This window comes from Paenibacillus xanthanilyticus (assembly GCF_042682185.1).
Classification (GTDB): Bacteria; Bacillota; Bacilli; order Paenibacillales; family Paenibacillaceae; genus Paenibacillus_Z; species Paenibacillus_Z xanthanilyticus.
In genome coordinates, this window is the sequence record NZ_JBHUHA010000002.1 from 315,149 (window position 1) to 340,524 (window position 25,376).

Genomic DNA, 25,376 nt, shown 5'->3' on the forward strand with positions numbered 1-25,376 from the left:
TCATGCGCCTCCACTATATCATATCTGTGCTAGCTTGATAATCTTTCCTGGATTAGCGGATCATCCCTGGCGTTAAAATGACGGCTAACCATTTGTGCTATAATGAGGCGAATCTTATCGCCAACCGATTAATGAAATAAAGGAGTTCTTCGACGTGCGCGCAACATTACCCGAAGCCTATCTTAACCAAATGAAACATTTGCTCGGCCCCGAATTCGATGCCTTCCTGACCAGCTACGAACAGCCAAGGACGTTCGGTCTGCGAGTGAATCCGCTCAAATCCGCCGCATGGCCGTCCGTCCAAGGGGCGCTAACGGATGCGTTCGGCCTCGAACCCATCCCCTGGTGCGAGACGGGTCGCTATTACGACGAACAAGCCCGTCCTGGCAAGCATCCCTATCATGCCGCAGGCCTTTACTATATTCAGGAACCGTCGGCGATGACGGCCGCGGAGCTGCTGGACGTCCGCCCGGGCCTAACCGTTCTTGACCTTGCGGCCGCGCCAGGAGGCAAGACGACCCAGATCGCGGGCAAGATGGACGGAGAAGGATTGCTCATTGCAAACGAAATCCATCCGGCCCGCGCCAAAATATTAAGCGAGAACGTGGAGCGCTGCGGCATCGTCAACGCGGTCGTCACGAATGCCGGGCCGGACGAGTTGTCCAAACGGTTCCCCCACTTCTTCGACCGGATCATGCTCGACGCGCCGTGCTCGGGCGAAGGCATGTTCCGCAAGGATGAAGGCGCCGTCTCCGAGTGGTCGCCGTCGCATGTCGCCATGTGCGCGGCGCGGCAAGCCGATATTCTGGAGCATGCCGCTGCGATGCTGAAGCCCGGCGGACGTATGGTCTACTCCACCTGCACGTTCAATCGCGCGGAGAACGAAGATGCGATGCAGGCTTTCTGCCGTCTTCACCCCGAATTCGAGCTCGTTCTGACCGAGCGGGTATGGCCGCATCTTGCCCGCGGGGAAGGACACTTCGTCGCCGTGCTCCTTAAATCGGAGTCCGCCCAACCGCAGCCGGAGGCGCAGGACCGCAAACCGGGACGTAGAGGAAAATCGGCCGCTGCCGGCAGCCTGTTGAAAGCGGAAATGGCCCTCTTCCAAGCCTTTGTGCAGGAGTCGCTTCCGCAAGGCAAAACGCTCGCTCCCGGCGAGCCGATCCGGTTCGGCGACGCCTTGTACTGGCTGCCTTACGGCTCCGCCGAAGGGCGCTTCACGAGCGCGGAGCTTCAAGGCTTGAAAGTGCCGCGTCCCGGTCTGCATCTGTGCGATATTCGCAAAAACCGGGTGGAACCGTCGCATGCCTTAGCCATGGCGCTGCCTGCCTCCGCCGCGAAGTGGACGCAGTCCTACGCGCCGGACGCGCCCGAGATCGCCGCCTATCTGCGCGGCGAGACGCTGGCAGCATCCGCTGGCAGCGCGGGTTGGGGCCTGATCGCCGTCGATGGTCTTCCCCTCGGTTGGGGCAAAGCGAGCGCGGGCATGGTGAAGAACCATTTGCCGAAAGGCCTGCGCCTCTTTAAATAACATACGCGGCATCCGGCATCGTCCGGCACCTGTCTCCTTGCCTTCAACGTACCAATGCGGCATCGCTGCCGGTACGCATGCCCATTTCGACGGCATTCCCGGCATTCGTCCAGTCCTTCTTGATCGCCTCGCATATGATAACGTATACCGAGTGCCGAGAACGCATTTAAGACAACACAGCTGAGGCGCCGGGAAAATACCTGAATATGGGAGGAATTTCAATGTCCGGTGTACATGGTGGCGGCTTCACATCTGCAGGTATAATCTTGGTTCTGTTCATCCTGCTGGTTATCGTAACGCGCGGCGTTCTTTACTAATCGCGGCCCATTCATCATAAGGGAAAGGCATAAAAAAAGCGTAAGGACCCGGGGTCCTTACGCTTTTTCCATTAGTCGTTCCGCTTCTGCGGCTACGACCACGCGTATTCGCGCAGCGCATGCGCAACGCCGTTCTCTTCGTTCGAACGGGTCAGCGCTTTCGCGCTCGCCTTCACGGCATCCGGCGAGTTGGCCACCGCCACGCCTAGGCCCGCAAATTCCAGCATGCCGATATCATTGTAGTAATTGCCGATCGCCATGACCCGTTCCGGCGCGATGCCGCGCAGCGCGGCCAGCTGCTTCAGCGCGGCCGCTTTACTGGCTTCCGGATGCATGACGTCGATGAAGAAGTCGCCGCTGCGAATATGGGACAAGCCGTGCGTCCAGCAGTTCCACGCCTCTTCGACAAGGTCCATCTCTTCCCGCGAACCGAATACCGTAAATTTGACGAGCCCGGCCGGGAGCGGGCTTGCGAACGGTCCCAGAATCGGCTGGATGTCGAACATGGCGTACATCGCTTCGGCTTCCTTGCGCACGGTCTCCGCCATCAGCTCGAACGCCGTATTGAGATCGAAGTGATGGCCCCCCTCGCGGCAATACGCGATAAACCGCATGACTTCCTCCGGCGACAAATCGTATTGATGGAGCACCTGCCGCTTCGCGGCATCTACCGTCGCCGCGCCGTTGTGGGTGATGATCGTGCCCGAAAGCCCCAGCTCCGCGAGCACCGGAAGCGTGTTGACGGGACCTCTGCCCGTGCACAGCACGATCTCCGCGCCGCGCTCGGCCGCCTCTCGCACCGCCATTTTCGTCTCCTCCGTCAATTGGTGCGCATCCGTGAGGAGCGTGCCGTCGACGTCGAGCGCTATTATATCGTAATGTAGTGCCATAGCTGCCATTCCTCCTGCTTTAATCATTCCGCGCGGTCCGAACGGAGAACAGCGCGTGGAGCTCGTCTTCCGTCAAGGGACGATAATCGCCTAGGGGCAGCGACTCGTCCAGCTGAAGCGGTCCCATGGCGACTCGCCGCAAATAGACGACCTTCTTGCCCACCGACTCGAACATCCGTTTGACCTGATGGAATTTCCCTTCATGAATCGTCAGCGTGATTCGGCAATAGATGCCGTCCTCTCGTTCCTCCCGGCCGTCAATCCGCAGCTGAGCCGGCATGGTGACATAACCGTCGTCTAGGGCCACGCCTTCGGCGAACGCCCTGATGTCTTCTTCGCCCACGTCGCCGAGCACGTTCGCTTCGTACGTCTTCGGAACATGCTTCTTCGGGGATAACAAATCATGAGCGAGCGCGCCATCGTTCGTGATGAGCAGCAGCCCTTCCGTGTCCTTGTCCAGCCGCCCCACCGGGAACGGCTTCAGCACCCGGTCCGTGTCCGCGAGCAGATCGATGACCGTTCGGTCTCGCGTGTCCTCGGTCGCCGACACGACGCCCTGCGGTTTGTTCAGCATAACGTAGATCACATCCTGATAGACGACTCGCTCGCCGTCGATGACGACATCGGCTTTCTCCGGGTCCAGCTGCATGCCGCTATCCTTGGCCCGGACGCCGTCCACGGTGACGCGCCCTTGCTTGACGGCGATCTTCACTTCGCTGCGCGAACCGAAGCCCATGTTCGACAACAGCTTGTCCAGCCGCATTCGTTTCGCCATTACATCCACCTCCAACCGGCAGGCAGCTCGTTCTTGAGCATCCCGCCGCCGTTATATTTGCCCCAGCCGACAGGGTATCCGTTCACGCAGACAAGCACGTAGCCGGATACTTGCGGATGATTCGATTCGTTCACTTCCTTACCGCCGTGCACTCGCAGGCCGCGTTCCTCGACATGGAGCGTCTCGCCTTTCAAATACCGGACCAGGTCCATATCCTCCGCTTCATATTGAAGCGACATGCGCGCCTCGTCCGCTCGGAGCGCCATGGCGAGGGGATGCGACGGAGCGAACCGATACGTGCCCGCCTCGCCGACATACCATCCGGGACGGACGACCTGCAGCCCATCCAGCGGCGGCACAATGGCCGGCTGCATGTATACTCGCGTGCCGTACGTCACGATGCGATAGCCTTCCCTTGGGAATCCGTTCAAGTGCGCTTCGCCGAACTGCTTCCACGCATCCGAAGGATTTCCCGCATGCGCGAGGGCCGCCTTTGCCGCTTTCGATCGAAAATCCTTCGCTTTCGGCGCCGACTTCAGGGCGCGGTCTTGCTCGCGGTCCCGTCTGCGCTCTTCATGCTTATGGGCCGACGTCCTTCCGGACTCGCCTCCCCGGCGTTTGCCCCGACCCGTGTCATCGCCATCATGCTTCCCGGCTACAGCAGCATCCGTCGGCTGACCGCCGCGCGGCGCAATGGAGCCGTCCTTGCGTTCGCCGTTCTTGCGCAATACCGCTGCATAATGGCCTTCGCCCTCCGTCAAATGCGGCCACAGCCGCACCGTACCGGCTATGCTGGCAAGCCTCGAGGCGGACAAGCCTTCCGCGGCTTCCGCAGCCACCCACTCCGGTCTGCCCGATGCCCAGCCGTGCGCCAGCTGCACGGGTACGACGTCCAGCTCCGGGCACGCCGCGAGCAGCTCGGCGATCTGCGTCTCGTTCTCTTCGGGCGAGAACGTGCATGTCGAATAGACCAACGTACCGCCCGGCGCGAGCATGTCCGCCGCGTGCTTCAGAATGTCGCGCTGCATCGCCGAGCAGCGCTCGACGGAATGCTTCTCCCACTCGGCGACCATCGATTCGTCCTTGCGGAACATCCCTTCTCCCGAGCACGGCGCGTCGACGAGAATCTTGTCGAACCATTCCGGGAAGACGCGGGCGATGCCTGCCGGCTCCTCGTTCAGCACGACCGCATTGCGTATGCCGGCCAGCTCGACGTTCTTCGCGAGCGCCTTCGTTCGCTCCCGCGCGTTGTCGTTGGTGACCAGCACGCCCTCGCCCTTCAGCTTGGCCGCCAATTGCGTGGACTTGCCTCCGGGCGCGGCGCACAAGTCCAGCACACGGTCGCCCGGCACGACGCCGAGCAGCTCGGCCGGCACCATGGCGCTCGGCTCTTGAATATAGTACAAGCCCGCATGGTAATGCGGATGCTTGCCTGGTCGGTCCTGTTCCTCATAATAGAAGGCGCCCTCCGCCCACGGCACGGGCGTCAAGCGGTCTTTGAACGGCGAAATCGCCAAGAACGCCTCCGGCGTCAGCTTCAAGCCGTTCACCCGCAGGCCGTATTTGCGCGGACGTTCGTATGAAGCGAGGAAGGCTTCGTATTCCGGCCCGAGCAGCCGTTTCATTTTATCCGCGAACAATTGCGGCAACGTGATACCCATGCTGTCGATCCTACTCCTTTGCGCTTGCCGGTCCCACCTTATGGAAATCACGGTTTTTTCTCTATTCGTCTTATTGTATAATAAAGCCGTTAGCTTGACCAACATTCGTGCCCAAGTCGGAGGTTGATTCATGTCGAAGAAGAATAATAATACGTACGCCGGCAACAAGAAAAGCGGGAGCAAGAAACCGATCCTGATCGCCCTCACCGTGTTCGTCGTCCTGATCGGTCTGCTCGTCGTCGTGAACATGATGACCAAGGATAACGCGTACGGCAAAAGCATGTCCCAGCTGAACCCGGCTACGCGCGAGCTGCTGGATGACCCGAATTACCAGAACATCATGCTGCCAGACGAGCTCGACCAGCTCAAGGCCGACAAGAAGAACTTCTTCGTGTATTTCTTCTCCTCCACCTGTCCGCACTGCAAATACACGACACCGGAGCTGACCCCGGTCGTGAATGAGCTGGACGTGGATATGAAGCAGTTCAACACGCTGGAATTTCCCGCCTACATCCGCAGCGAGCTGATCGAATATACGCCAACCTTGGTTTATTACGAGAACGGCGCGCAAGTCGACAAAATCGTGGGCGGTCTTGCGGAACCGGGAACCGACGGCAACAAAATCGAAGACTATCGCGCCTTTTTCGAGAAATATAAAGGCAAGGTGAACGCGCCACGGAAAGGATGAGCTGCGCCATGAAACGCTGGTTTACACCGAACAGGTCTCTCCATCCGACCGACCCAAGCAGAACGGACAATGCCGATACGCCCCATCAGCGGCGCAAGGCCATCCGTCAGCTGGTCGCGCTCGCAGCCGTGACGGCGGCCTCGATCGCGATTCTGTCCGCCTGCGGCGGAGGCAAGGAAGACGGCGCCCATCTCCACGGCAGCGAGCTGATCGAGACGACGGCCTCTTATCAGACGATGCCCGGCTTTCTGAGCGACTACACCGATCTGACGCAATCGCTCTACGCGCAAGTCGGCGGAGCCGCGGATATCATGAAGCAGATCAATTGCTACTGCGGATGCATGGATTACGAAGAAGACGTGCACGACTCGCTGTACCGCTGCTATATCATGGATGCCAAAGAGGGTGAGATTACGTGGACGAACCACAGCGCGAGCTGTGGCATCTGCATGCAGGAGCTGCAGGACATCGTGAAGCTGCAGGGCGAAGGCAAGAGCGCGGACGAGATCCGCACATTCATCGATGACAAGTATAAACCTTCGACGGCGAGCTAGAATCGCCGCTTTCATGCCCAGCGACAAGAACCCCGAGCTTGCCAGTAATGGCATATGCTCGGGGTTCTTGTTATATCCACTCGAAAAACAGCGGAACGATTATCCCTGGCCTTTCTTCGCCCGCTTCAAAGCGGTCTTGATGTCATCGGCCAGCAAGCGAATGCCATAGGCGTCCTCCTGCTCCCACAGCTCGTTGAAGCGCAGCTGGAATTGCGCCGCCTCTCGAACGCGATGGAAGAAATACAAGTCTTGGATGTCGCTGAGGACGCTGGAGACGACGTTCGATTTCTTCTCGAAATCGGTCTGCGCCTCGAGAATCTCCTGGCGAATGCTCGACATCTCGGTATCCAGCAGGAAAGCCGCCTCCGACGCTTTCTTCAGACGCAGCTTCACGTCCTCGGGCAAGCTCTCCTTAAACTTATAGTTGAGCGAATGTTCGATCGTCGCCCAGAAATTCATCGCAAGCGTGCGAATTTGAATTTCGGCCAACACCTTCGTCAGCCCGAGCGCCGTCTGCACCGGATATTCGACGATCATATGGAAGCTCCGGTAGCCGCTCTCTTTAAAATTGGTGATGTAGTCTTTCTCGTACACGAGCGTCAAGTCCTTGCGCGCCCGGATAAGCTCCGCCACCCGGTGGATATCGTCGACGAATTGGCACATAATGCGAATGCCGGCGATGTCCTCGATCCCCGTGTTGATTTTCTCCGGCGGCACGGACAACCGTTTCGCCTTCTCCAGAATGCTCGATATTTTCTTCACGCGTCCCGTGACGAACTCGATCGGCGCATAGGCTTCACGCACTTTCAGCTCGGTACGCATCGTCTTGAATTTGACTTTCAACTCTTCTACCGCTTGTTCGTAAGGCTGTAAAAACAGGCTCCAGTCTCTACCGTCCATCCAGCCGCCTCCTGTTCGTTACCGATGATCTGCTCCAACCGCTTCAGCGATGGACGCGTAACCGTCTGCGATAAGCCGCTGCCGTATTCCTAGCGCGAGCTCGTTCAACAGTTCAGGTCCGCGGTATATAAGCGCGGTGTAAATTTCGACTAAAGCTGCACCAGCGCGAATTTTATCGTATGCATCGTCTGCCGTAAAAATGCCGCCCGAACCGATAATAGGCAGCTGCCCGCCGGTCTGGCGGTATACGGCGCGGATGACCTCGGTGGATCTCGCTTTGAGCGGAAGGCCGCTCAATCCGCCGGTCTCCTTCTTGTTCGGATGCGTCAGCCCGTCGCGGCTGATCGTCGTGTTCGTGGCGATAATCCCCGCTACGCCGCTCTTCTGAATCGTCTCGACCGTATACCCGAGCTGTTCGTCGGTCATATCCGGCGCGATCTTCACCAACACCGGCTTCGGCTGAGCGCCAGCCTTGGCCGCTTGCTTCGCCGCTTCTTCCATAACAGTTGTAAGCAGCAAGCTAAGCTCGTCGCCGTGCTGCAGCGCGCGAAGATCAGGCGTATTCGGCGAGCTGATGTTCACGACGAAGAAATCGCCATACGGATAGAGCTTCTGCATGCAGGCGCGGTAGTCCTCGTGCGCCGATTCGTTCGGCGTCGTCTTATTCTTGCCGATGTTCACGGCAATCGGAATTCGACGGTCCGTCACGGCCGCCAGCCTCTGCGCCATCGCGTCCGCGCCATCGTTATTGAAGCCCATCCGGTTCACGAGCGCTTCGTCGCTCGGCAAGCGGAACAGCCGCGGCTGCTCGTTGCCGGCTTGTCCCTTCGGCGTGACCGTGCCAACCTCCGCGAAGCCGAACCCGATATTCGCGAACATCTCGACCGCCTTGGCGTTCTTGTCCAAGCCGGCCGCGAGCCCGACCGGATGAGGGAAATGAAGTCCGAACAGGTTGACTTCCAATTCAGGGTACTGCTTCACCCCGTACATGCCGCGCATGACAGCCGGCAGCCCGGGAATTCTCGCTGCGGTATACAGGCCGTCGATTACAAGGTGATGCGCTTTCTCGGGATCCATTCGGAAGAAGACAGGCTTAGCCAACTTGGTATACAACACTTGAATCAACCACTTTCGTTCGTCTATTTAGCTCTATCGAACAGTTTATCCTTTTCTGGCACAAAAAGAAAGAGCTCCGCCCCGCTTCGGCCAGCCTTTTGCAGCCTTGGGCGCGCATAAAAGGATTGCTCGCCACTTCGTAAACGGTTACAATATAACTACATGTCCATTTTGAATAGAAGGGTTGATTCGCATGAGCCATCCAAAGAAAAGACCGCCAGCCATGAAAACGAAACCGAAAGAAACCGTCAATAAAAAAGCTTTAATTTGGGTGCTCTCGTCCTTCGCCGCCATAGCGATCCTCATGGCCGTGCTGCTCATCGTCAACAACTAACGCTATAACGCTTCTATATAACAGCGGGAACAGGCCGCTCCTTCAACCGAAGGAGCGGCCTGTTCGTCTAGTTTGAGAATTGCTTATGCCGCAGAAGCACGGCGCCTACATGGGACAGCCACTGCACGTCAAGCCCTGCTTCTTCCGCGAAGAAGCGCACCGGCACGAACAACCGGCCTTCTTTGTAGAACGGAGCCGCCGACAGGTTGACGATCTGCGCCTTGCCCGATTCGGATTTCGCAATCGACGCGGCCTTCGCGCTCACCGTGTAGCTCAATTCGCCGCGGGATAGTACTGTCTTGCCTGCCTTGTATTGCACGGTGAACCCGAGCTGCTCGGTGATGACACGCACCGGCACGAACGTCGTTCCGTTCGCCACGACCGGCGCGGCATCCGTGACGACCAGCTGCCGATCCAGCAGCAAATGAATTGCCGCGGCTTTCTTCAGTCCGGTCGGCAATGCGTAAGGCTTCACGACGCCGATACGATTGTTGTTGGCATCCGCCACCGCGAACGAATCGCCTCCCAACCATGCGACATCGGTCGGCCGATTGAAGCCGGAAGCCGACGCCACGCCATCCACACGCCCGGTATCACCCGGCGTGCCGGCAAGGGTCGTCACGACGCCGTCCTTCAAATAACGGATCGCATGGTTGAGCGAATCCGCAATGAGCAGACCGCCCTCCGCCGTCACCGCCAGCCCTCTTGGCGCGTTAAATCTGGCTTCCGCGGCCTTCCCGTCCGCATAATCTCCGGACACGTAAGCTTCTTCGGCGCCATAACCCGGGAAAGAACCTGTCCGGCCGCCCGCGACGGTCGTCACGACGCCTTGGCCGAAATCGACATATCGGATTCGCTGATTCCCTGTATCGCTGACAAACAAATTCCCTTTCGCATCGAGCGCCAAGCCGCTTGGCTCATTGAACTTAGCCCCGGCAAGCGGTCCGTCCGCGAAATTGCCGGCGAGTTCTGCTTCCTCCGACGACTGAATTGCGCGCTCCGGCAGCGCTCCGATCGTCGACACCTTGCCGGCTTCGATTACCCGAATGACGTGGTTCAGCGTATCCGCCACGTAGATAACGCCGTCGGGGGTAACGGCGATGTCCAGCGGATGATAGAAACGCGCCTCCGTCGCGGGTCCGTCCGTATTGCCAATGACGCCGTTGCCGGCTATCGTCGTCAGCATGCCGGCACGGTCCAGCATGCGGATGGCGTGATTCTCCGTGTCCGCGATATACACATTGCCCTTGGCGTCGGCGGCGAGTCCGCCCGGCGCGTTAAGGACGGACTCGCCGGTCTTGCCGTCATTCAGGCCGCCAAGCGGCAAGTCCCATTCCCCGTTCGACCAGTCGGTGCCGGCCAGCGTCGAGGTCGCGCCGTCCGCCGCAATCGCGCGTATACGTTGATTGCGCGTATCGGCCAGCACGATCGAGCCGCTCGCGGCATCGACTAGCAGCGAAGTAGGCTGATTAAAGGTAGCTGTGCCGCCTTTTCCTTCGCGATAGGCGAACTCGCCGCTCCCGGCCAGCGTATGAATTTCGAACAATGGTTTCTTGACGGCGAGCGAGGAGGCGGATGCCCCAGCAGCCGCGCTTGGCTCAAACGCCGTTATGAGAAGCGCCGCGGCCATTGCCGCGATGCTTAAGCTTTTCTTCATGGTCGCATGCTCCTAACCTTGCTGTGTCGGGCGAATGTTGAGTTCGCCATAATAAGTAGATCGGTATACGGCTTCACCGTTTTGGTTCAGTCCGGTGACGCTCTTCAAGCGGAACCGAAGCGTATCGCTCGATCCGATCGAGGAACCGAGCGTAAAAGGGAGACGGACGATTGCGGTCGAATTCTGGATCGCAAGCGCCTCGCCCGCGAATTTGGCAACCGAGTACACCACGGTCGGCTTCGGAAGCGGCCCGCCGTTCTGCGCGGCGCTCATCAGCTTCAGCTGATCGGCGCTAAGCGCGTTAGGGAGAATCTCCCCGGCCGGTTCCACTTTGAATGGACTTGTCGTTTTGCGAATATCGGTATAAGCGGGCTTTAGGTAGGCGTCCATGTCAAACGTCAGCCGCTCGTCGTATTCCAATTCGAATTGGAATGCGGCGATTTTCTTGTCTCCGGTGAAATCGTCCAGATTGACGTCGACATTGATGGTGCCCCCGGTTTGATCGCCCGTTAATTTCACAATCGGGATGACGGCATTCACCCCGCCGCTTGGCGGGTTCTTGGTTGCCTGGTCGACCGGTTTCTTCAGATCCTCCGCCTTTTGCGCCAATTTCTCCAGCGCTTCGCGGTTCCGCTCCTCGTTTTCCTTTCGCAGATCCTCCAGTTTTTGCGCCAACGCTTCCTGAAGCTTTCTTTGCTGCTCGAGCAGCAGCCTCTCCTGCTCGTAACGCGCTCGCTCTTGTTCCTGAAGCTTCTTCGCTTCCTCAAGCGCACGCCGTTCTGACTCCGTCAAATCCAGCTTTTCCTCGGTATTCAGGTCCACGACGATCCGACCCGCCTCGTCGTTCGTCTGTTTAACCAAATTCTCTAACTCTTTCGATTCGATTTTCTTTGTCTGCATCGCCTTCTGCGCGATCAACGAAATCATCAGCTGGTAATTATGCTCGAGCCGTTTCAATTCCTCCAAGGAATTGGCTTCTTTAGGCTTGGAGCCGCTTAGCGCCCCGCCCTTCAACTGCTGCTCCCATTGCTCCAGCTGCCCCTTCTGCTCCTCGTCGATGTTGGCGGCATTGGTGACGATGGCGCGAATGACGTCCGGCGGCACGTCTTGGACGAACGAATCGATATCGATGCTCGACACGATCGTCTCCACATCTCCGCCGATCTGCGTCTGCACAATTTGCTGCGTCGGATAGATCACCGTGGATTTTCCCGTTCCCGAGCCGCTGCCGGTATTTTTGTTCACCACCGATTCAATTACCCCCGCCGCCAAGACGACGTTGGATACGCGCGTGCGAGGGTTGACGACGACAATGAATTTCGTGCCGCGGACGCCCATGATCGAGGTCGGCGTTTCCACCTCGAAGCTGTCCTCCGCGCCGGCGACCGACTTGACCTTGACCCATAACGTTCCCGCCCATACGTTCAGCTTCGTTTTAGAGCCCGTCTTGTCTTTGAGTTTCGTAAAGGAAATTTCGGATTCGCTGCCGACCGTCAATTCATCGCGATCCGAATCATCGCTCGCCAGTTCGAGTTGAACGCTGCCGTCTTTGCCGGTCTTCAGCAGGTCGCCTTCGTTCAAGCTCATGTTTTTGAACGCCTTGAACGGTTTCGAACCGCCCGACTTCAGCACGGACACGCCGCCCTTCAGCGATTTGACGATAGCGACGCGCATCACTTGCGCGGATGCCTGTTTCGTTCCCGTCCATAGAACGGCAGGCGCGATCAGCAGCGCGAAGCAAAGCATGATCGACGTTAATCTTGCATAATAGCGATTCAAGCGTTCTCCTCCTTATGTAGCCGTCCCTCGATGATGGTAGATTAGTTCCCGATACCTATGAAAATACCGAAACGATCGCCGCGAGATCGAGAGACTCGATACTTCCAGCCTATCTCCTATTCTATCCTTGCGCTTATAAAACTGGCAATATGAAGACGACAAATAACCCCTGAACGCCAAAGGCGCCAGGGGTTATGTCTGCATCTATCGTACCTGATTAGTTGAACGGCGAATCCGCGATTTTGATCGAATCCGTCGGACAACCGTCGGTTGCGTCTTGCATATCGTCGTACAGGTCTTCCGGAATTTCCTTGACGCCGCGGTTGCCGTCGCCGTCGAAAATGACTTCCGCCAAGCCTTCGTCGTCGTAATCGTAAATGTCTGGTGCCGTCGCGCCGCAAGCTCCGCAAGCGATACATGTATCTTTATCGACGTAAGTATACTTTGCCACCGTGTTTCCCTCCCAAAAATAAATCGCATGTCGGGTCGCGTTCATGCCCTATTTATAATGATTATTATGACCTCAATCATCACTACTATATAACAAAAGCTCGTCTGTTTGCAAGGATGTCCCCCGAATTCGTTTGTTGCGAATGAGCGCCGACGGGTCGTCGCCCAGCATGCCCGCGGTCAGCACCGCGTCCTCGCCGAATTTGTCGCGCAGCATATCCATCGCTTTCGTAAGCGCCTCTTTCTTCGGCTGCTCCTCATAGTTGAACAGATCCAACTGTATGGCGGATTCGTCCCGCGGACTCAAGTTCTGAAGCGTCACGCCAAGCAAGCGAAGCGGAGCGCCTTCCCGCCAGTGCTGATCGAAGAGCTTCGTCGCTTCCTTATAAAGGTCCGGCGTGGCGTCCGTCGGATTGGGAAGCGTGGCAGAGCGCGTAATGGTCGACATGTCCGGATTGCGCATCGTAATCTGCACGACCTTGGCCATTAGTTTCTGTCTTCGCATCCTGCGGCCGGTCTGATCCGTCAAATTGAGCAAAATCCGATGCGCCTCCTCGCGCTTGGTCACGTCGCGCGGCATCGTCGTCGTGTGGCCGATCGACTTGTTCGGTTCCCGCTGCTCGTTCACCGGCGCGTGATCGATGCCATGGGCAGCTGCTTTCATCCAGATGCCGACGACGCCGAATTGCTTTGCAAGCAGTCCTTCATCCGCAGCCGCCAGCTGTCCGATCGTCCGGATGTTAAGCTTTCTTAGTTTGTCCGCCGTCTTCCGTCCGATACCGAATAAAGTGTCGCATGGCTTATCCCACAACAGATGCGGCACATCCCGGATGCGCAGCACGGTGAAGCCGTTCGGCTTCTGCATGTCCGATGCCATCTTTGCCAAAAGCTTGTTCGGCGCAACGCCGATCGAACAGGGCAGCTGCCACTCCTCCCGGATCCGCCGTTGAATCGCGCGTGCGATCTCGAGCGGCTCCCCGAAGGTGGAAGAGCCGGTAATGTCGAGGTAGCATTCGTCGATCGAGGACGCTTCCACCAAAGGCGTGTACTGCGATGCAATGTTCAAGAATCCTCTGGAGTATTTGCGGTACAGATCAAAATCCGGCTGGATCAGCATCAGATCCGGGCATAGCTTCAGGCCTTGACGAACCGTCATCCCCGTCTTGACGCCGCGCTTGCGAGCCTCGTACGAGGAGGTCACGATAACGCCTTTGCGCAGCTCCGCGCTGCCGGCCACCGCGGTCGCCTTTCCTTTATATATGTCAGGCTGCTCCGCTTCATGAACGGAGCAATAAAACGCGTTCATATCGACATGGACGATAATCCGCCCCGATCGTTTTTCCGCCATGTTCCGCTCCCTTACCCTTCCGCTTCCACTGCTGAAATATATAAATCATACAATCGCCCGTTGTCCGGGTCAACATGCCGAAGCGCCCCCGTTAGCGTTCACGCCAGGTCGATTTCGCTTGCTTGAAAAGCCGATATTTTCGCCGTTTTCCCGTCGTCCGTTTCGTTTACGCCCGCAACATCTCATGCTATAATGATAAAATTATGAATTTATAGACAGTTTATATGAGGGAAGGAGCGTCCAAGCAATGGCACAGGCAATTTCCATATTCGATACAACGCTGCGGGACGGAACGCAAGGGGAAGGCATCAGCCTATCGGCAGATGACAAATTGAAAATCGCCCAGAAGCTCGATGCTCTCGGCGTTCATTATATCGAAGGCGGCAATCCGGGCAGCAACAGTAAAGATATCGAATTTTTCCAGCGTGCGAAGAACCTCCGGCTCCAGGCGAAGCTGACCGCGTTCGGCAGCACGAGACGCAAGAACAGTCTGGCCGAGCATGATACCAGTCTAATCCGGATCGTCGAATCCGGCGTTCCCGCCGCCACGCTTGTCGGCAAGTCGTGGGATTTTCATGTGCACACCGCTCTCCAAACGACGCTCGAGGAAAATCTCGCCATGATTTTCGATTCGTTCGCTTTCCTCAAGCGCAGCGGCGTCGAGGCGATCTACGACGCGGAGCACTTCTTCGACGGCTATAAGCATAATCCTGAATACGCGCTCGCCGCGCTGCGCAGCGCGCAGGACGCTGGCGCGGACTGGCTCGTGCTGTGCGATACGAACGGCGGCACGCTTCCTTCCGAAATTCATGAGATCGTCTCCCGCGTACGCGCGGAGCTTACGGCGCCGATCGGCATACATACCCATAATGATTGCGAGCTGGCCGTCGCCAATACGCTTGCGGCCGTTCAAGCCGGGGCAAGACAGGTGCAAGGAACGATTAACGGATACGGCGAGCGATGCGGCAACGCAAACCTGTGCTCGATCATACCGAATTTGCAGCTCAAAATGAACTATCCTTGTCTAACGCCGGAACAGCTCCAATCGCTCACGAGCACGGCGCGCTACGTTAGCGAGATCGCCAACGCCACCATGCCGGTCGGGCAACCGTTCGTCGGCAACGCGGCGTTCGCGCACAAAGGCGGCATTCACGTCTCCGCGATCATGAAAGACTCGAAAACCTACGAGCATATCCAACCGCAGCTGGTCGGCAACAAGCAGCGCATCCTCGTCTCCGAGTTGGCCGGCCAAAGCAATATTATTTCGAAGGCACAGGAGCTCGGGCTTGATATTAACGCCAACAACGACAAAACCAAGCACATTATGGAGCAAATCAAGGAGCTGGAGCACCAGGGCTATCAGTACGAAGGCGCGGACGCTTCGCTCGAACTGCTGCTTAGAGATGCGTTCGGGGAGACGAAAGCCGTCTTCACGCTCGATTCGTTCAAAATGATCATGGAGAAATCGGCCGGCCAAATGAACGCAGAAGCGATCGTGAAGGTGAACGTCGATGGCCAATCGGTCTACACCGCCGCCGAAGGCAACGGACCGGTCAACGCGCTCGATAATGCGCTGCGCAAAGCGCTCGTTCAATTTTTCCCGAATATCAACGCGATTCATCTGACCGATTATAAGGTGCGCGTCATCGACGAGAAGGATGCGACGGCGGCCAAAGTCCGCGTGCTCATGGAATCCACCGATTTCACGAGCTCTTGGAGCACGGTCGGCGTCTCCAGCAACGTCATCGAAGCAAGCTGGGAAGCACTCGTCGACAGCTTCCGCTACGCGCTGCTGAAAATGGACAAAGTGGAACCCGCGCAGGATGAACCGCGCGAACGATTCGGCCTGGTGAACCACTAGCGCGAATCGCATTTAGAACGAATAACGCCTCGCCGACAAGATGGTCTTGTCGTGCGAGGCGTTTTTTCATCCCCTAGACTTGAGGTTAGTTGAGCCACTTCTCGATTTTATCTTCCCACTCCGCCTTGGTGATCACCCCTTGCACCCGCTCGCGCACAACCCCGTTCTGATCGATAATCAGACTGGTCGGGAACGTGTTGATCTTATAGAGGTCGGTTGCCGTCCCCTCTCGATCCATCAGGATCGGAAACGTCAGCTTCTGCTGATCGACGAATTCGCGCGCTTGGCGTTCCTTATCCAGCTTGGTCGAATTGACCCCGAGCAGGACCATGCGGTCCGCATATTTCTCTGACAGCTCCTGCAGATCCGGAGCTTCCAGCTCGCACGGATAACACCAGGATGCCCAGAAATTGAGCAGCGTCAGCTTGTCGCTCTGCCCGCCGATCGCGACCGATTGCTCGTCCAAATTCGGCAGCGACAGCGCGGGAGCCGTGTATCCCGGTTTCGGCTTCGCCTCCGAGGATGATGAGGCCGCCGTGGCATTGCCCGCAGCGCCCTTCGATTGGTTCTGATACAAAGCCGCGCCCGTCAACACAAGGATGACGGCGAGCAGCAGCAGCGTTCTTCTCATGTCAAGCCTTCTTTCGTCTGGTTGATTGCATGTTCCATCTTAAGGTCATGTTACCATGGCGAGGATGGAAGCTCAAGTTCAGGGGAATATTATTCAGCATGAGACTTTGACGTGGGAGAGATGAAGTTGGGAAACACGACAACGCGCGCCGGGAGCGGTAACCGGCAGCAACTGCGAACGTATGAAACGTCCAAAGGTGAAACGAACGAGTCGAAAAGCGGCGGTTCGGGCGGGGGCAAGTGGAAGGAATACATTGCGTTCGCTTCCGTTCCGCTCGTGCTGGTGTTGGGCAATTCCATGCTGGTGCCGATTTTGCCGGATCTGCAGCAGCAGCTAGGCGTGTCCGATTTTCAATCCAGTCTGGTCATTACGTTGTTCTCCGTCGCCGCCGGCGTCATTATTCCGATTACGGGTTATCTGTCGGACCGCTATTCGCGCAAACTGATCATCCTCATTTCGTTGGCCATCTACGGCGCTGCCGGGATCGTCGCGGGACTGGGCGCGTTGTGGCATTCCTACGGCGTATTGATTACGGCCAGAGCCTTCCAAGGGATCGGAGCGGCCGGCACCTCCCCGATCGCAATGGCGCTCGTGGGTGATATGTACAAGGACGGCGAGGAAAGCGAAGCGCTCGGACTGATCGAAGCCTCGAACGGCGCGGGCAAAGTCGTCAGCCCCATCATCGGGTCCCTGCTCGCCATGTGGATATGGTACGCCCCGCTATTCGCCTTTCCGTTCTTCTGCGCCGCTTCGTTCGCGCTTATGCTCATGATCAAGGAGCCGAAGAAGACCGACAAGAAGCCGATCCCCGTCAAAACGTACGTGGCAAACGTCGCGCAAGTGTTCCGGGAGAAAGGGAAGTGGCTGATATCTGCCTTCCTCGCGGGGGCGCTCGGCCTGTTCATTTTGTTCGGCGTGCTGTTCCGTTTATCGGACGTGCTGGAGAAAAAACCATACAGTATCGATGGCGTGGCCAAAGGCGGCATATTAGCAATCCCGCTGCTTGGGCTAGTCATTACCGCGTATTTGACCGGCCACCACATTAAGAACAACGGCGTCCTTATGCGCAGACTCATGCTGCTCGGGCTTGCGATCTTGGCCGCCTCCCTCGGCGCCGCGGCATTCTTCCATCAGAATGTGTGGATTGTGATCGGGCTGGCCACCGTCGGCAGCGTGGGAACCGGGATGGTGCTCCCCTGCCTCAATACGCTGATTACCGGTTCTGTCGATAGCCAGCACCGCGGCATGATCACTTCGCTGTACAGCAGCCTGCGCTTCCTCGGCGTTGCCTTCGGACCGCCGATCTTCGGCTGGCTGGCCAGCAAATCGGACCTGCTGTTATATGGCGTCGTAGCCGGACTATCGCTGTGCGCGCTCGGATTGGTCGCCGGCTTCGTCCGCCCGCCCAAGACTGCAGGCGACGCCGCGTGATGCGTGCGCCTGTGTTATACTGGGGTAAGCATAGATGGAAAGGCGCGCGAAGATGCTTAATACACCATTTGAGCAATCCCACGGTATGACCGCCCGAATCACGATCACGGCAGATGCTTATGAAACGATGCTTCAGCATGCCAGGCAAAGGCTGCCTTACGAAGCTTGCGGCGCGCTCGCGGGTCCGCTTCCAGGTTGTCTGCAAGATGCGGCTATACGAATAACCGATGTCTATGCGATTCCCAATGCGGCAGCGAACCCGGTTCGGACCTTCGCCTTCTCGCCGGACGCATGGGTCGACGCCTATTATCGGATGCAAAAAAACCGACAATCGCTTGTCGGTTTCTTCCATTCCCATCCCACCGCTCCGCCTGTCTTGTCGCAAGCCGATCTGGCCGGTCTGCGGCATTCGGGCGCGGAGACGTATTGGATTCTCTCTTTGGCCGTTCCGGATTCGCCTTCGGTTTGCGTGTACCGCCTGCGCCGAGGACAATGGCTGCCTTCAATGTTTGCTCAAGTACGCGTATAGATCCCCAAGCGTCTGGATGTTCCGCGACAGGATCCTTCGCAAGTAATGCTGCCACAACCGTCCGGTCATTAAGGAGTCCTCCAGCGCATGATGCCGCTGCGTGATCGCGATGCCGCTTTCGATCAGCAATTCATCTAACGCATACCCTTCCCGATTCGGCTCCAGCCATTTGGCGACCATCATCGTATCGAGCACGCGGTGCGTCAGGTTCACTTTGGACGTTCGCCATAACGCCGCATTGAGAAACTGCTTATCATGTCCGCTCGCGTGCGCGACTAAGATTCGCTTGCCCACGAACTCCATAAAGTCATGCAGCACCTGCATCAAATCCGGCGCGTCCTCCGCCATGTCGTTCGTAATGCCGGTGAGTTCCGTGATATGCTTCGGTACGCGCCGCTTCGGATTGACGAGGCTGTAGAAAATCCGGTCCTCGTACATTTCGCGTCCTTTCATCATGACGGCACCGACGGAAAGGATCTCGTCGCCATTGTAAGGATTGAAGCCGGTTGTCTCGAGATCGAAGACGATATACTCCGTTTCATCCAGCAGCTGTTCCATAGCGGACTGCTTGCGCTGCTCCTTGGACATGGAGCGGATAAACGCCATCTGCTGGGCATTCTGCGCCCCCAGCATCGAAGCAATTGCCGGCGTAATGCCTCCCATTTTGTACAGATGCCACATCCGCCCGACGCCCTTCTGCTCTTTCATGGTGTCACCCCTTTCACGCTACGTTCTTCCGTCCATCTCCTTGTGCACACGACGTTGGAGTTTTTTGCCTACACGAAGTCCGACCTTCAGCTCTTCGATCAAATCCTTGGTCAACCGCCGTTTGGCCAGCTTGCCGTTATTCGCATACACCGAATCGACGTACCGCTCGGTCGTCATCAGCCGCAGTCGCAGAAAAAGCTGAAAGGCTTCGCGGTACATCTGCCTATCGCCTTCCGTAAACTTGCCTATCCGGTGAAGCGCAGCGATTCGATCCAGCGTGGACGTCTCGCGCAGCTCCGCTTGGATCGCCATCAGCCGGATGGCGTTCACCATCGGAATATAGGCGCCGTACTTCACATCCAAACTGCCTGCATCCTCACCATACTGCTCCTTTAACAGCTGGCCGAAGACGCCGATCAGCACTTTATGCCGCATCGTATTGCTGAGCATATGATTCGCCACGACCGGGTTGCGCAGCAGATCGGAATAGAAATGGTCTTTTAGCTCGTCCGCAAGCTCGCATGCGCCATAGACGCATCGCGCGTCCGCGATGATGAGCAAATAACGAACCCGCTCCCAATTCGGCTCCTCGAACCAGCCGTTGAGCTTTTGTTTCCATTCGGATAACGGCATGTTCCAATCCGCATTGGAGCTAATGACATTGCCTTCGCAAGGCGGATAACCGATCTGCACGAGAGCTTGGGTGATGACGCCTGCAAAATCGCAAAAATATCGCCGGATATCCTCCAGCTGCGAAGAATCGCTGGGATCCTGATAGATGAGGCCGCTGTCTTGATCGCTGGATAACGTCTGCTCTTCCCGCCCGCCGCTGCCGAACAATAGATATGCATAAGGCACGGGAGGGGAGCCGTTCCCCATCCGTGCCATTTGCATTTCCGAAAGGGCGATCGCGCGCTGGATCAGCGCGTCATGAACGCCGTTCAGATGGTCATAAAATTGTTCGACCGGTTGTTCGAAGAGCAGCGATTCCATATGCTCATGGAATTGATCGCGTAATCCGCGCAGCGTCTTGTAATCGTCGGCTTGGCTGATTGTCGTCAGCAGTTGTGCGCAGACCGGATCGTTCATACTGCTCGCTCCCCTTTGGTCCATATCTCTACTATCCCGATTTTACCATGGGAGTTACAGATTTTGCTGCGCTTTCTTCATTTGCTCCGGGTAGCCGTAAGTACCGTGCTCGGAAAGGTCCAGACCGATAATCTCTTGCTCTTCCGTGACGCGGAAGCCCATGATCATTTTCATAACGCCCAGAATCAGGAACGATGCCGCGAGTACGAACGCGCCGCAGACGACGACGGATTCGAATTGAATCCACAATTGGTGCCAGCTGCCCGTGTCGATCAGACCGCCGCGGCCGACGCCTACTTGCTCCGCCAGTGTTTGGGTGGCGAAGATACCGTTGGCCAGCGTACCCCAGATCCCGGCAACCCCGTGTACCGACAATGCGTAGATCGGATCGTCGACTTTGATTTTCTCGAAGAACTTCACGCTGAATACTACCAGGATGCCGGCAACGAGACCGATGACGACGGCTGCCCAAGGATCAACGAATGCGCACGATGCGGTGATGGCGACCAAACCAGCGAGAGCGCCATTGAGCATCGACGTAATGTCCGCCTTGCCTGCCACCAGCCAGGAGATCAGCAGCGCCGCTACGGCACCGCCTGCCGCGCCCAACTGCGTATTGAACGCCACGTAACCGAAGAATCCTTCGCCGACGCTTACCGCGCTGCCTGCATTGAAACCGAACCAGCCCACCCACAGAAGAAGGACCGATAATGCGCTGTATACTTGGTTGTGACCAAGAATTTCATTCGCGGAACCATCTTTGTTAAATTTGCCGATACGAGGTTTAAGAAGAACTGTAGCCGCGAAAGCCGCGAGCGCGCCCGTCAAGTGAACGACGGTGGAACCCGCATAGTCTTGCGCGCCGTCTTTGGCCAGCCAACCGCCGCCCCAGATCCAGTGCGCGACAACCGGGTAAATAATCGCGGTGAACAGAACCGTGAATACGAGGTAGGAAGACAATTTGGCGCGTTCTGCGAATCCGCCCCACGCGATGCTGAGCGAGATTGCGGCGAACGCCAACTGGAACAGGAAGAAAATCGTCGACGGATAGCTAGCGCCCTCGTCCGCTACGATAGATGGATTAAAGAAGAAATCGCCAATACCGAGGAATTTGCTTAGCGTGGTTTCCGCATTATCCGTACCGAACGTGAAGCCATAACCGACTGCCCAATAGACCAAGGAACAAAGGCCCAGCGTGAAAATCGTTTTGCCGGCGACGTGGCCCGCATTCTTCATGCGGGTCGATCCGGACTCAAGCAAAATAAAACCGCCTTGCATCAGAATAACCAGTACGGCCGACACCATGATCCACAGGGCATTTAGCCCCATATTTAGTTGTGCTGCTGATGGATCATCCGCATACGATAAGGCCGGGAACAGTAAGGCTAAAGCTCCTAATGATACTAATGTTTTCTTGACCACGACGACCACTCCCTTAATGTTATGATTCCTTACACATGAGGAAAGACTTAATGTCATTATAGTCAGAACAGGTTATTTTGACAATATCCTTTTTGACAAAGTGCAAAAAATATTCTAACGTTCGTGTCTTTTCAAGATATCAATGTTAAGTTTTTTCTCACAAAAGGCTTCGAATCGGGTTGGGAGGACGAGAATACTTCGGATTTCTGAGGCAACTTGGCTTTTTTCACATGCGATCTATATTTTATGTATGACGTAAAATTAGCTGTCATGTTAGCTTTTTGACTTGTAAATCGCACCAAAAGCGTGACGTTTGACTGTATGGTTGATTTTTCGGTATCATAATATAGATAAGTAATCATGTGCCTGAAAGAAGGTGAGGACATGGCAGAGAAACCGCTATACCGTATTGGCGAATTATCCAAGCTCGCTGGCGTAAGCGCGCGCACCATCGATTATTACACATCAACCGGTCTTATCGTTCCCGAAACCCGATCCGCCAAAAACTACCGGCTCTACAGCGACGACACGCTGGAGCGGCTCAAACGAATCGAACAAATGAAGAAGGACAAATATTCCTTAGACGAAATCAAAACCAACATCGACAGCTGGCAAAAGATTTCGCCCGACGAACATGTCTCGAGTAAACTAACGGACCTCCAGCTTCGCCTGGAGCAGCTGCAGCGCGAAGTGAAGGAGCTCGAACCGGTACTGAATCAGTTGAAGCCTAAACAGGCGCAGCAAGTATTCAAACGGATCGTCCCTTCGACCGCCGCTTGCGTCGAAGCGCTCATGCTGCTAATGAACAAAAGCGGATTTATGTAAGTCCTGAGGCGATACACCAGCGAAAGTACCTTAATGGAGGGATACGCACATGTTGTTCTTTCACCCTATGGACTTCCTCATCCTAATAGCCTTTGCCGTCTCCATCTGGGCTCAATTTCGCGTTCGGGGTACGTTTAACCGATGGTCAGGCGTCCCCGCCGCGAGCGGGCTAACCGGCTATCAGGCGGCCAGACGCATGCTAGACAATAACGGACTTCATCACATCCCCGTCGAACCGGTGCGCGGCACGCTCTCCGACCATTACGATCCCATTCATCGGGTCGTGCGCCTGTCCGAGCCGGTGTATTATGAACATTCCATCTCGGCGATCTCGGTCGCTTGCCACGAGGTCGGACATGCGATCCAACACAGCGTCAACTATCCGATGCTTGCGCTTCGCCACCGGATTTTCCCGGTCGTCAATATCGCGTCCGGCATCGCGCCGTTCCTGCTGCTCGCCGGCTTCTTCTTTCAAGCGACTGGCTTGTTCGGACTCGGCATTGCGTTCTTCTCCATCGCGGTCGCGTTTCAATTGATTACGTTGCCCGTCGAGTTCAACGCCAGCAGCCGGGCAAGGGAGCTTATGGTGTCCGAAGGCTTCATTACGAACGAGGAAGAACGCGGCGTGGCCAAAGTCCTCAACGCCGCCGCATTGACCTACGTCGCCGCTGCGTTAATCTCTCTCCTTGAATTGCTCAAATACGTGATGATCTTCAGTTCGAACCGCGATGAGTAAACGTTTCAGTTCATCCGGATATGCACAAAGAGGAAGGCCGTCGATTCGACGGCCTTCCTCTTTGTTTGCCTTGCCTGGATTTGTTGATTATTTGGTCGTGAATCGCGATAACGATTCGCCAAGCGCTTGGGAGACGGTCTCCAGCTTCTCCGACAGGTTGACCAGCCCGGCGGCAATGTTCGTCTGTTCGCTGCTTAACGATGCCACCTCTTCCGATGTCGCCGAGGATTCCTCCGCAACCGCGCTTACGTTGCTCATCGCTTCATTTAATACTTGCTGCGAATGTTCCAGCTTCCCGATTGCCTCGGTCACGTCGTTCAAGCTGCCGATGAACTGCGTCATTTGCCCATGGACGCCGGTGAAGATCGCATCCGCCTCTTTCACGGACACGATTTGTTCCTGGAACATCGGATATGCGGTGGACAAGACGCCGACCGTCTCTTCAATCTCGTTCTGGATGGTCACGGTAATCTGTCCGACGACGTCGATCGATTGTCTGGATTGGTCCGCCAGCTTGCGAATTTCGTCGGCGACGACCATGAAGCCTTTGCCGGCTTCTCCCGCTCGCGCCGCCTCGATCGCCGCGTTCAATGATAGAATATTCGTCTGTTTGGTCAGGCTTTGCAGTACATCGAGTATTTTCCGAATGGATTCCGTGCTTTCTTGCAGCCGCTCGACCTTCTCGACCATGGAACGCGTCATCTCTTCGGTCGAAGTGGTCTTGTTGATCAGCACTTTCATGTGGTCGGTGCCCTGCATACTGGAGCGTTCGACTTCGCGGGCAGCCGAAGACATCAACGAATTGCTCGCTAACACCTGCTTCATCTGAAGCTCGATTTCACCCGTCAGATCCGTGCCCCGTTCCGCTTCGATCGCAAGACTTGTCGCACCGCTAGCAATCTCTTCCGTCGCCGATGCGATTTCCTTCGCCGAAGTGGACGTTTGACGAGAGGCTTCCGCCAGTTCTCCGGCTGTCATTAACACTTCCTGCGCCGAGTTCGTCGTCTGATGAACAAGCGTCGTGATTTGGGCCATCATCTGATTAAAGCTGTTCGATAGCTGGCCAATCTCGTCCTTGCTCTTGATATTGGAGCGAACCATCAGGTTGCCGCGCTCTCCCTCGTTCATGAGATTGCGAAGTTGGACGAGCGGTCTAGCAACAATACGAATGACGAAGAGTCCAATGCCGACAGCCAGCAGCGCCGCGACAGCCGCAATAATCCACGTGGTGGTGCGAATGGTACCCGCGTCCTTCACCAATTGTTCGACCGGCACCGTGCCGAGCAGCCGCCAATTCTCCACAGCCTCGAATTGATCGTAGATCGCCAGCACTTCGCGTCCGGCATGATCCGTCCCATCTAAGGAACCGCCCTTCGCCTTCTGCCCTTCAGTTGGAAGTTTAACCGCCGAAGGCTTGCCCACCAGCGTCACGTCGCTATCGTAGACGATGGCGCTATTCATATCCACGATGGAGATGCGGCTGCCATCGCCGATTTGCAGATCGGCCAACTGGTCGGCCAGGTGCTCCGCGCTATATTCCATTACCAGCACGAAATCGCCTTTGTTCGTAATGGTGTTCTTGATGACGCGGGTCGCGCCGAACGTCGGGGTGTTGCCCTGCCCGCTCAAACCTTTAGCTTGAACCGGAATCCAGACCAGCTTGCCGTCCTGCTCCACCACTTCCTTGAACCAGGCTTCGTTCTGCGCCTCCGTCAACGTCGCCCCGACCGATATCGTCGGGATATCGCCCCCGATCGCAATGAGGTTCGTATTGACGATGGAATCATTGCCGACAACGTACATCTGAAGAACCTTGTTCACTTCTTGCGTCGCTTGAAAACGTTCGTATGTATCTTCGGAATTGATCATGGCGTCGATGTTCTTCTGAATGGTCGTGTCCAGCATAATTTGCATCGTCATATCTTCGTAGTTCTGGAACATCAAGTCCAGCTTGCCCGCCGATTGGCGAATCGCCACTTCCGTTGATTCCGACACCTTGTCTTTAATGATGGATTTGGAGGTGGAATACGAAAATAAACCGACGACCAATACGCATACGACAATCGCGATAAAGATAATCAAAAATAACTTCAGTCCGACGGATTGCAAACGAATACGGTTTCTCATAATGGCCCCCTTAGCCT

Annotated in this window: 23 protein-coding genes; 9 read left to right on the forward strand and 14 right to left on the reverse strand. The window is 56.6% G+C overall.

Translation table 11 applies throughout. The features are described 5' to 3' along the window. Window positions 1-154: 154 nt before the first annotated feature. Together ACFSKT_RS18525 and ACFSKT_RS18530 are read left to right on the forward strand one after the other, a co-directional pair. Window positions 155-1,531, forward strand: coding sequence for an RsmF rRNA methyltransferase first C-terminal domain-containing protein (locus ACFSKT_RS18525; protein ID WP_377718711.1), 1,377 nt, complete (start codon window positions 155-157; stop codon window positions 1,529-1,531). Between the two features lie 221 nt (window positions 1,532-1,752). Continuing rightward, window positions 1,753-1,848: a dihydroorotate dehydrogenase gene (locus ACFSKT_RS18530; RefSeq protein WP_148930213.1), complete on the forward strand. Its 96-nt coding sequence runs from the start codon at window positions 1,753-1,755 to the stop codon at window positions 1,846-1,848. Window positions 1,849-1,940: 92 nt separating this feature from the next. Here ACFSKT_RS18530 and ACFSKT_RS18535 read toward each other — a convergent pair whose 3' ends face one another. Genes ACFSKT_RS18535 through ACFSKT_RS18545 form a run of 3 tightly spaced genes read right to left on the reverse strand, consistent with a single transcriptional unit; the run spans window position 1,941 to window position 5,174 of the window. Further along, on the reverse strand, window positions 1,941-2,738 hold the full coding sequence (locus ACFSKT_RS18535; RefSeq protein WP_377718710.1) for a Cof-type HAD-IIB family hydrolase: 798 nt from the start codon (window positions 2,736-2,738) through the stop codon (window positions 1,941-1,943). A gap of 19 nt (window positions 2,739-2,757) precedes the next feature. Then, the gene (locus ACFSKT_RS18540; RefSeq protein ID WP_377718709.1) at window positions 2,758-3,513 is read right to left on the reverse strand and encodes a pseudouridine synthase; all 756 of its coding nucleotides are present in this window, start codon (window positions 3,511-3,513) and stop codon (window positions 2,758-2,760) included. Further along, on the reverse strand, window positions 3,513-5,174 hold the full coding sequence (locus ACFSKT_RS18545; RefSeq protein WP_377718708.1) for an RsmB/NOP family class I SAM-dependent RNA methyltransferase: 1,662 nt from the start codon (window positions 5,172-5,174) through the stop codon (window positions 3,513-3,515). The genes ACFSKT_RS18540 and ACFSKT_RS18545 overlap by 1 nt, the downstream gene beginning before the upstream one ends. Window positions 5,175-5,304: 130 nt before the next feature. Here ACFSKT_RS18545 and ACFSKT_RS18550 point away from each other — a divergent pair, with 130 nt between their 5' ends. Together ACFSKT_RS18550 and ACFSKT_RS18555 are read left to right on the forward strand one after the other, a co-directional pair. After that, window positions 5,305-5,862, forward strand: a complete 558-nt coding sequence (locus tag ACFSKT_RS18550; RefSeq protein ID WP_377718707.1) for a thioredoxin family protein — start codon at window positions 5,305-5,307, stop codon at window positions 5,860-5,862. Between the two features lie 8 nt (window positions 5,863-5,870). Beyond that, complete coding sequence (locus ACFSKT_RS18555) at window positions 5,871-6,416, forward strand: PCYCGC motif-containing (lipo)protein (protein WP_377718706.1); 546 nt, start codon at window positions 5,871-5,873, stop codon at window positions 6,414-6,416. A 99-nt stretch (window positions 6,417-6,515) separates the two neighbouring features. Here the strand turns inward: ACFSKT_RS18555 and yjbM are convergent, their stop codons facing one another. The 6 genes from yjbM to ACFSKT_RS18585 all read right to left on the reverse strand — a co-directional run bounded on the left by yjbM (window position 6,516) and on the right by ACFSKT_RS18585 (window position 14,000). Next, window positions 6,516-7,316: a GTP diphosphokinase gene (gene yjbM, locus ACFSKT_RS18560; RefSeq protein WP_377718705.1), complete on the reverse strand. Its 801-nt coding sequence runs from the start codon at window positions 7,314-7,316 to the stop codon at window positions 6,516-6,518. An 18-nt stretch (window positions 7,317-7,334) separates the two neighbouring features. Further along, window positions 7,335-8,432 carry a quinone-dependent dihydroorotate dehydrogenase gene (locus ACFSKT_RS18565; RefSeq protein ID WP_377718704.1) on the reverse strand — a complete coding sequence of 366 codons (1,098 nt, stop codon included), beginning with the start codon at window positions 8,430-8,432 and terminating at the stop codon, window positions 7,335-7,337. A gap of 401 nt (window positions 8,433-8,833) precedes the next feature. Continuing rightward, window positions 8,834-10,423: a stalk domain-containing protein gene (locus tag ACFSKT_RS18570; RefSeq protein WP_377718703.1), complete on the reverse strand. Its 1,590-nt coding sequence runs from the start codon at window positions 10,421-10,423 to the stop codon at window positions 8,834-8,836. A gap of 12 nt (window positions 10,424-10,435) precedes the next feature. Continuing rightward, window positions 10,436-12,202: a FecR family protein gene (locus ACFSKT_RS18575; RefSeq protein ID WP_377718702.1), complete on the reverse strand. Its 1,767-nt coding sequence runs from the start codon at window positions 12,200-12,202 to the stop codon at window positions 10,436-10,438. A gap of 217 nt (window positions 12,203-12,419) precedes the next feature. Continuing rightward, window positions 12,420-12,653, reverse strand: coding sequence for a ferredoxin (locus ACFSKT_RS18580; RefSeq protein ID WP_148930223.1), 234 nt, complete (start codon window positions 12,651-12,653; stop codon window positions 12,420-12,422). Window positions 12,654-12,725: 72 nt separating this feature from the next. After that, entirely contained in the window at window positions 12,726-14,000 is a 1,275-nt protein-coding gene (locus ACFSKT_RS18585; protein WP_377718701.1) for a DNA polymerase IV, read from the reverse strand. Window positions 14,001-14,247: 247 nt separating this feature from the next. Here ACFSKT_RS18585 and cimA point away from each other — a divergent pair, with 247 nt between their 5' ends. Next, window positions 14,248-15,861 (forward strand): citramalate synthase, encoded by a 1,614-nt coding sequence (gene cimA / locus ACFSKT_RS18590; RefSeq protein WP_377718700.1) that lies wholly within the window; start codon window positions 14,248-14,250, stop codon window positions 15,859-15,861. Window positions 15,862-15,946: 85 nt separating this feature from the next. Here cimA and ACFSKT_RS18595 read toward each other — a convergent pair whose 3' ends face one another. Continuing rightward, complete coding sequence (locus tag ACFSKT_RS18595) at window positions 15,947-16,492, reverse strand: TlpA family protein disulfide reductase (protein ID WP_377718699.1); 546 nt, start codon at window positions 16,490-16,492, stop codon at window positions 15,947-15,949. A gap of 120 nt (window positions 16,493-16,612) precedes the next feature. Here ACFSKT_RS18595 and ACFSKT_RS18600 point away from each other — a divergent pair, with 120 nt between their 5' ends. Then, window positions 16,613-17,923, forward strand: a complete 1,311-nt coding sequence (locus ACFSKT_RS18600; RefSeq protein ID WP_377718698.1) for an MFS transporter — start codon at window positions 16,613-16,615, stop codon at window positions 17,921-17,923. A gap of 52 nt (window positions 17,924-17,975) precedes the next feature. Next, window positions 17,976-18,452: a M67 family metallopeptidase gene (locus tag ACFSKT_RS18605; protein WP_377718697.1), complete on the forward strand. Its 477-nt coding sequence runs from the start codon at window positions 17,976-17,978 to the stop codon at window positions 18,450-18,452. Here ACFSKT_RS18605 and ACFSKT_RS18610 read toward each other — a convergent pair. The 3 genes from ACFSKT_RS18610 to ACFSKT_RS18620 are packed head-to-tail and all read right to left on the reverse strand — an operon-like array spanning window position 18,426 to window position 21,578. Then, complete coding sequence (locus tag ACFSKT_RS18610; RefSeq protein WP_377718696.1) at window positions 18,426-19,160, reverse strand: exonuclease domain-containing protein; 735 nt, start codon at window positions 19,158-19,160, stop codon at window positions 18,426-18,428. The genes ACFSKT_RS18605 and ACFSKT_RS18610 overlap by 27 nt on opposite strands. A gap of 18 nt (window positions 19,161-19,178) precedes the next feature. Continuing rightward, entirely contained in the window at window positions 19,179-20,249 is a 1,071-nt protein-coding gene (locus ACFSKT_RS18615; RefSeq protein WP_377718695.1) for a DUF294 nucleotidyltransferase-like domain-containing protein, read from the reverse strand. Window positions 20,250-20,303: 54 nt separating this feature from the next. Further along, window positions 20,304-21,578 (reverse strand): ammonium transporter, encoded by a 1,275-nt coding sequence (locus ACFSKT_RS18620; protein ID WP_377718694.1) that lies wholly within the window; start codon window positions 21,576-21,578, stop codon window positions 20,304-20,306. A gap of 477 nt (window positions 21,579-22,055) precedes the next feature. Here ACFSKT_RS18620 and ACFSKT_RS18625 point away from each other — a divergent pair, with 477 nt between their 5' ends. Together ACFSKT_RS18625 and ACFSKT_RS18630 are read left to right on the forward strand one after the other, a co-directional pair. Continuing rightward, a complete protein-coding gene (locus ACFSKT_RS18625) occupies window positions 22,056-22,496 on the forward strand; it encodes a MerR family transcriptional regulator (RefSeq protein WP_377718693.1) in 441 nt (146 codons plus the stop codon). 49 nt (window positions 22,497-22,545) lie between these two features. Further along, window positions 22,546-23,232, forward strand: coding sequence for a zinc metallopeptidase (locus ACFSKT_RS18630; RefSeq protein ID WP_377718692.1), 687 nt, complete (start codon window positions 22,546-22,548; stop codon window positions 23,230-23,232). An 87-nt stretch (window positions 23,233-23,319) separates the two neighbouring features. Here the strand turns inward: ACFSKT_RS18630 and ACFSKT_RS18635 are convergent, their stop codons facing one another. Next, complete coding sequence (locus tag ACFSKT_RS18635) at window positions 23,320-25,359, reverse strand: methyl-accepting chemotaxis protein (protein ID WP_377718691.1); 2,040 nt, start codon at window positions 25,357-25,359, stop codon at window positions 23,320-23,322. Between the last annotated feature and the right edge of the window lie 17 nt (window positions 25,360-25,376).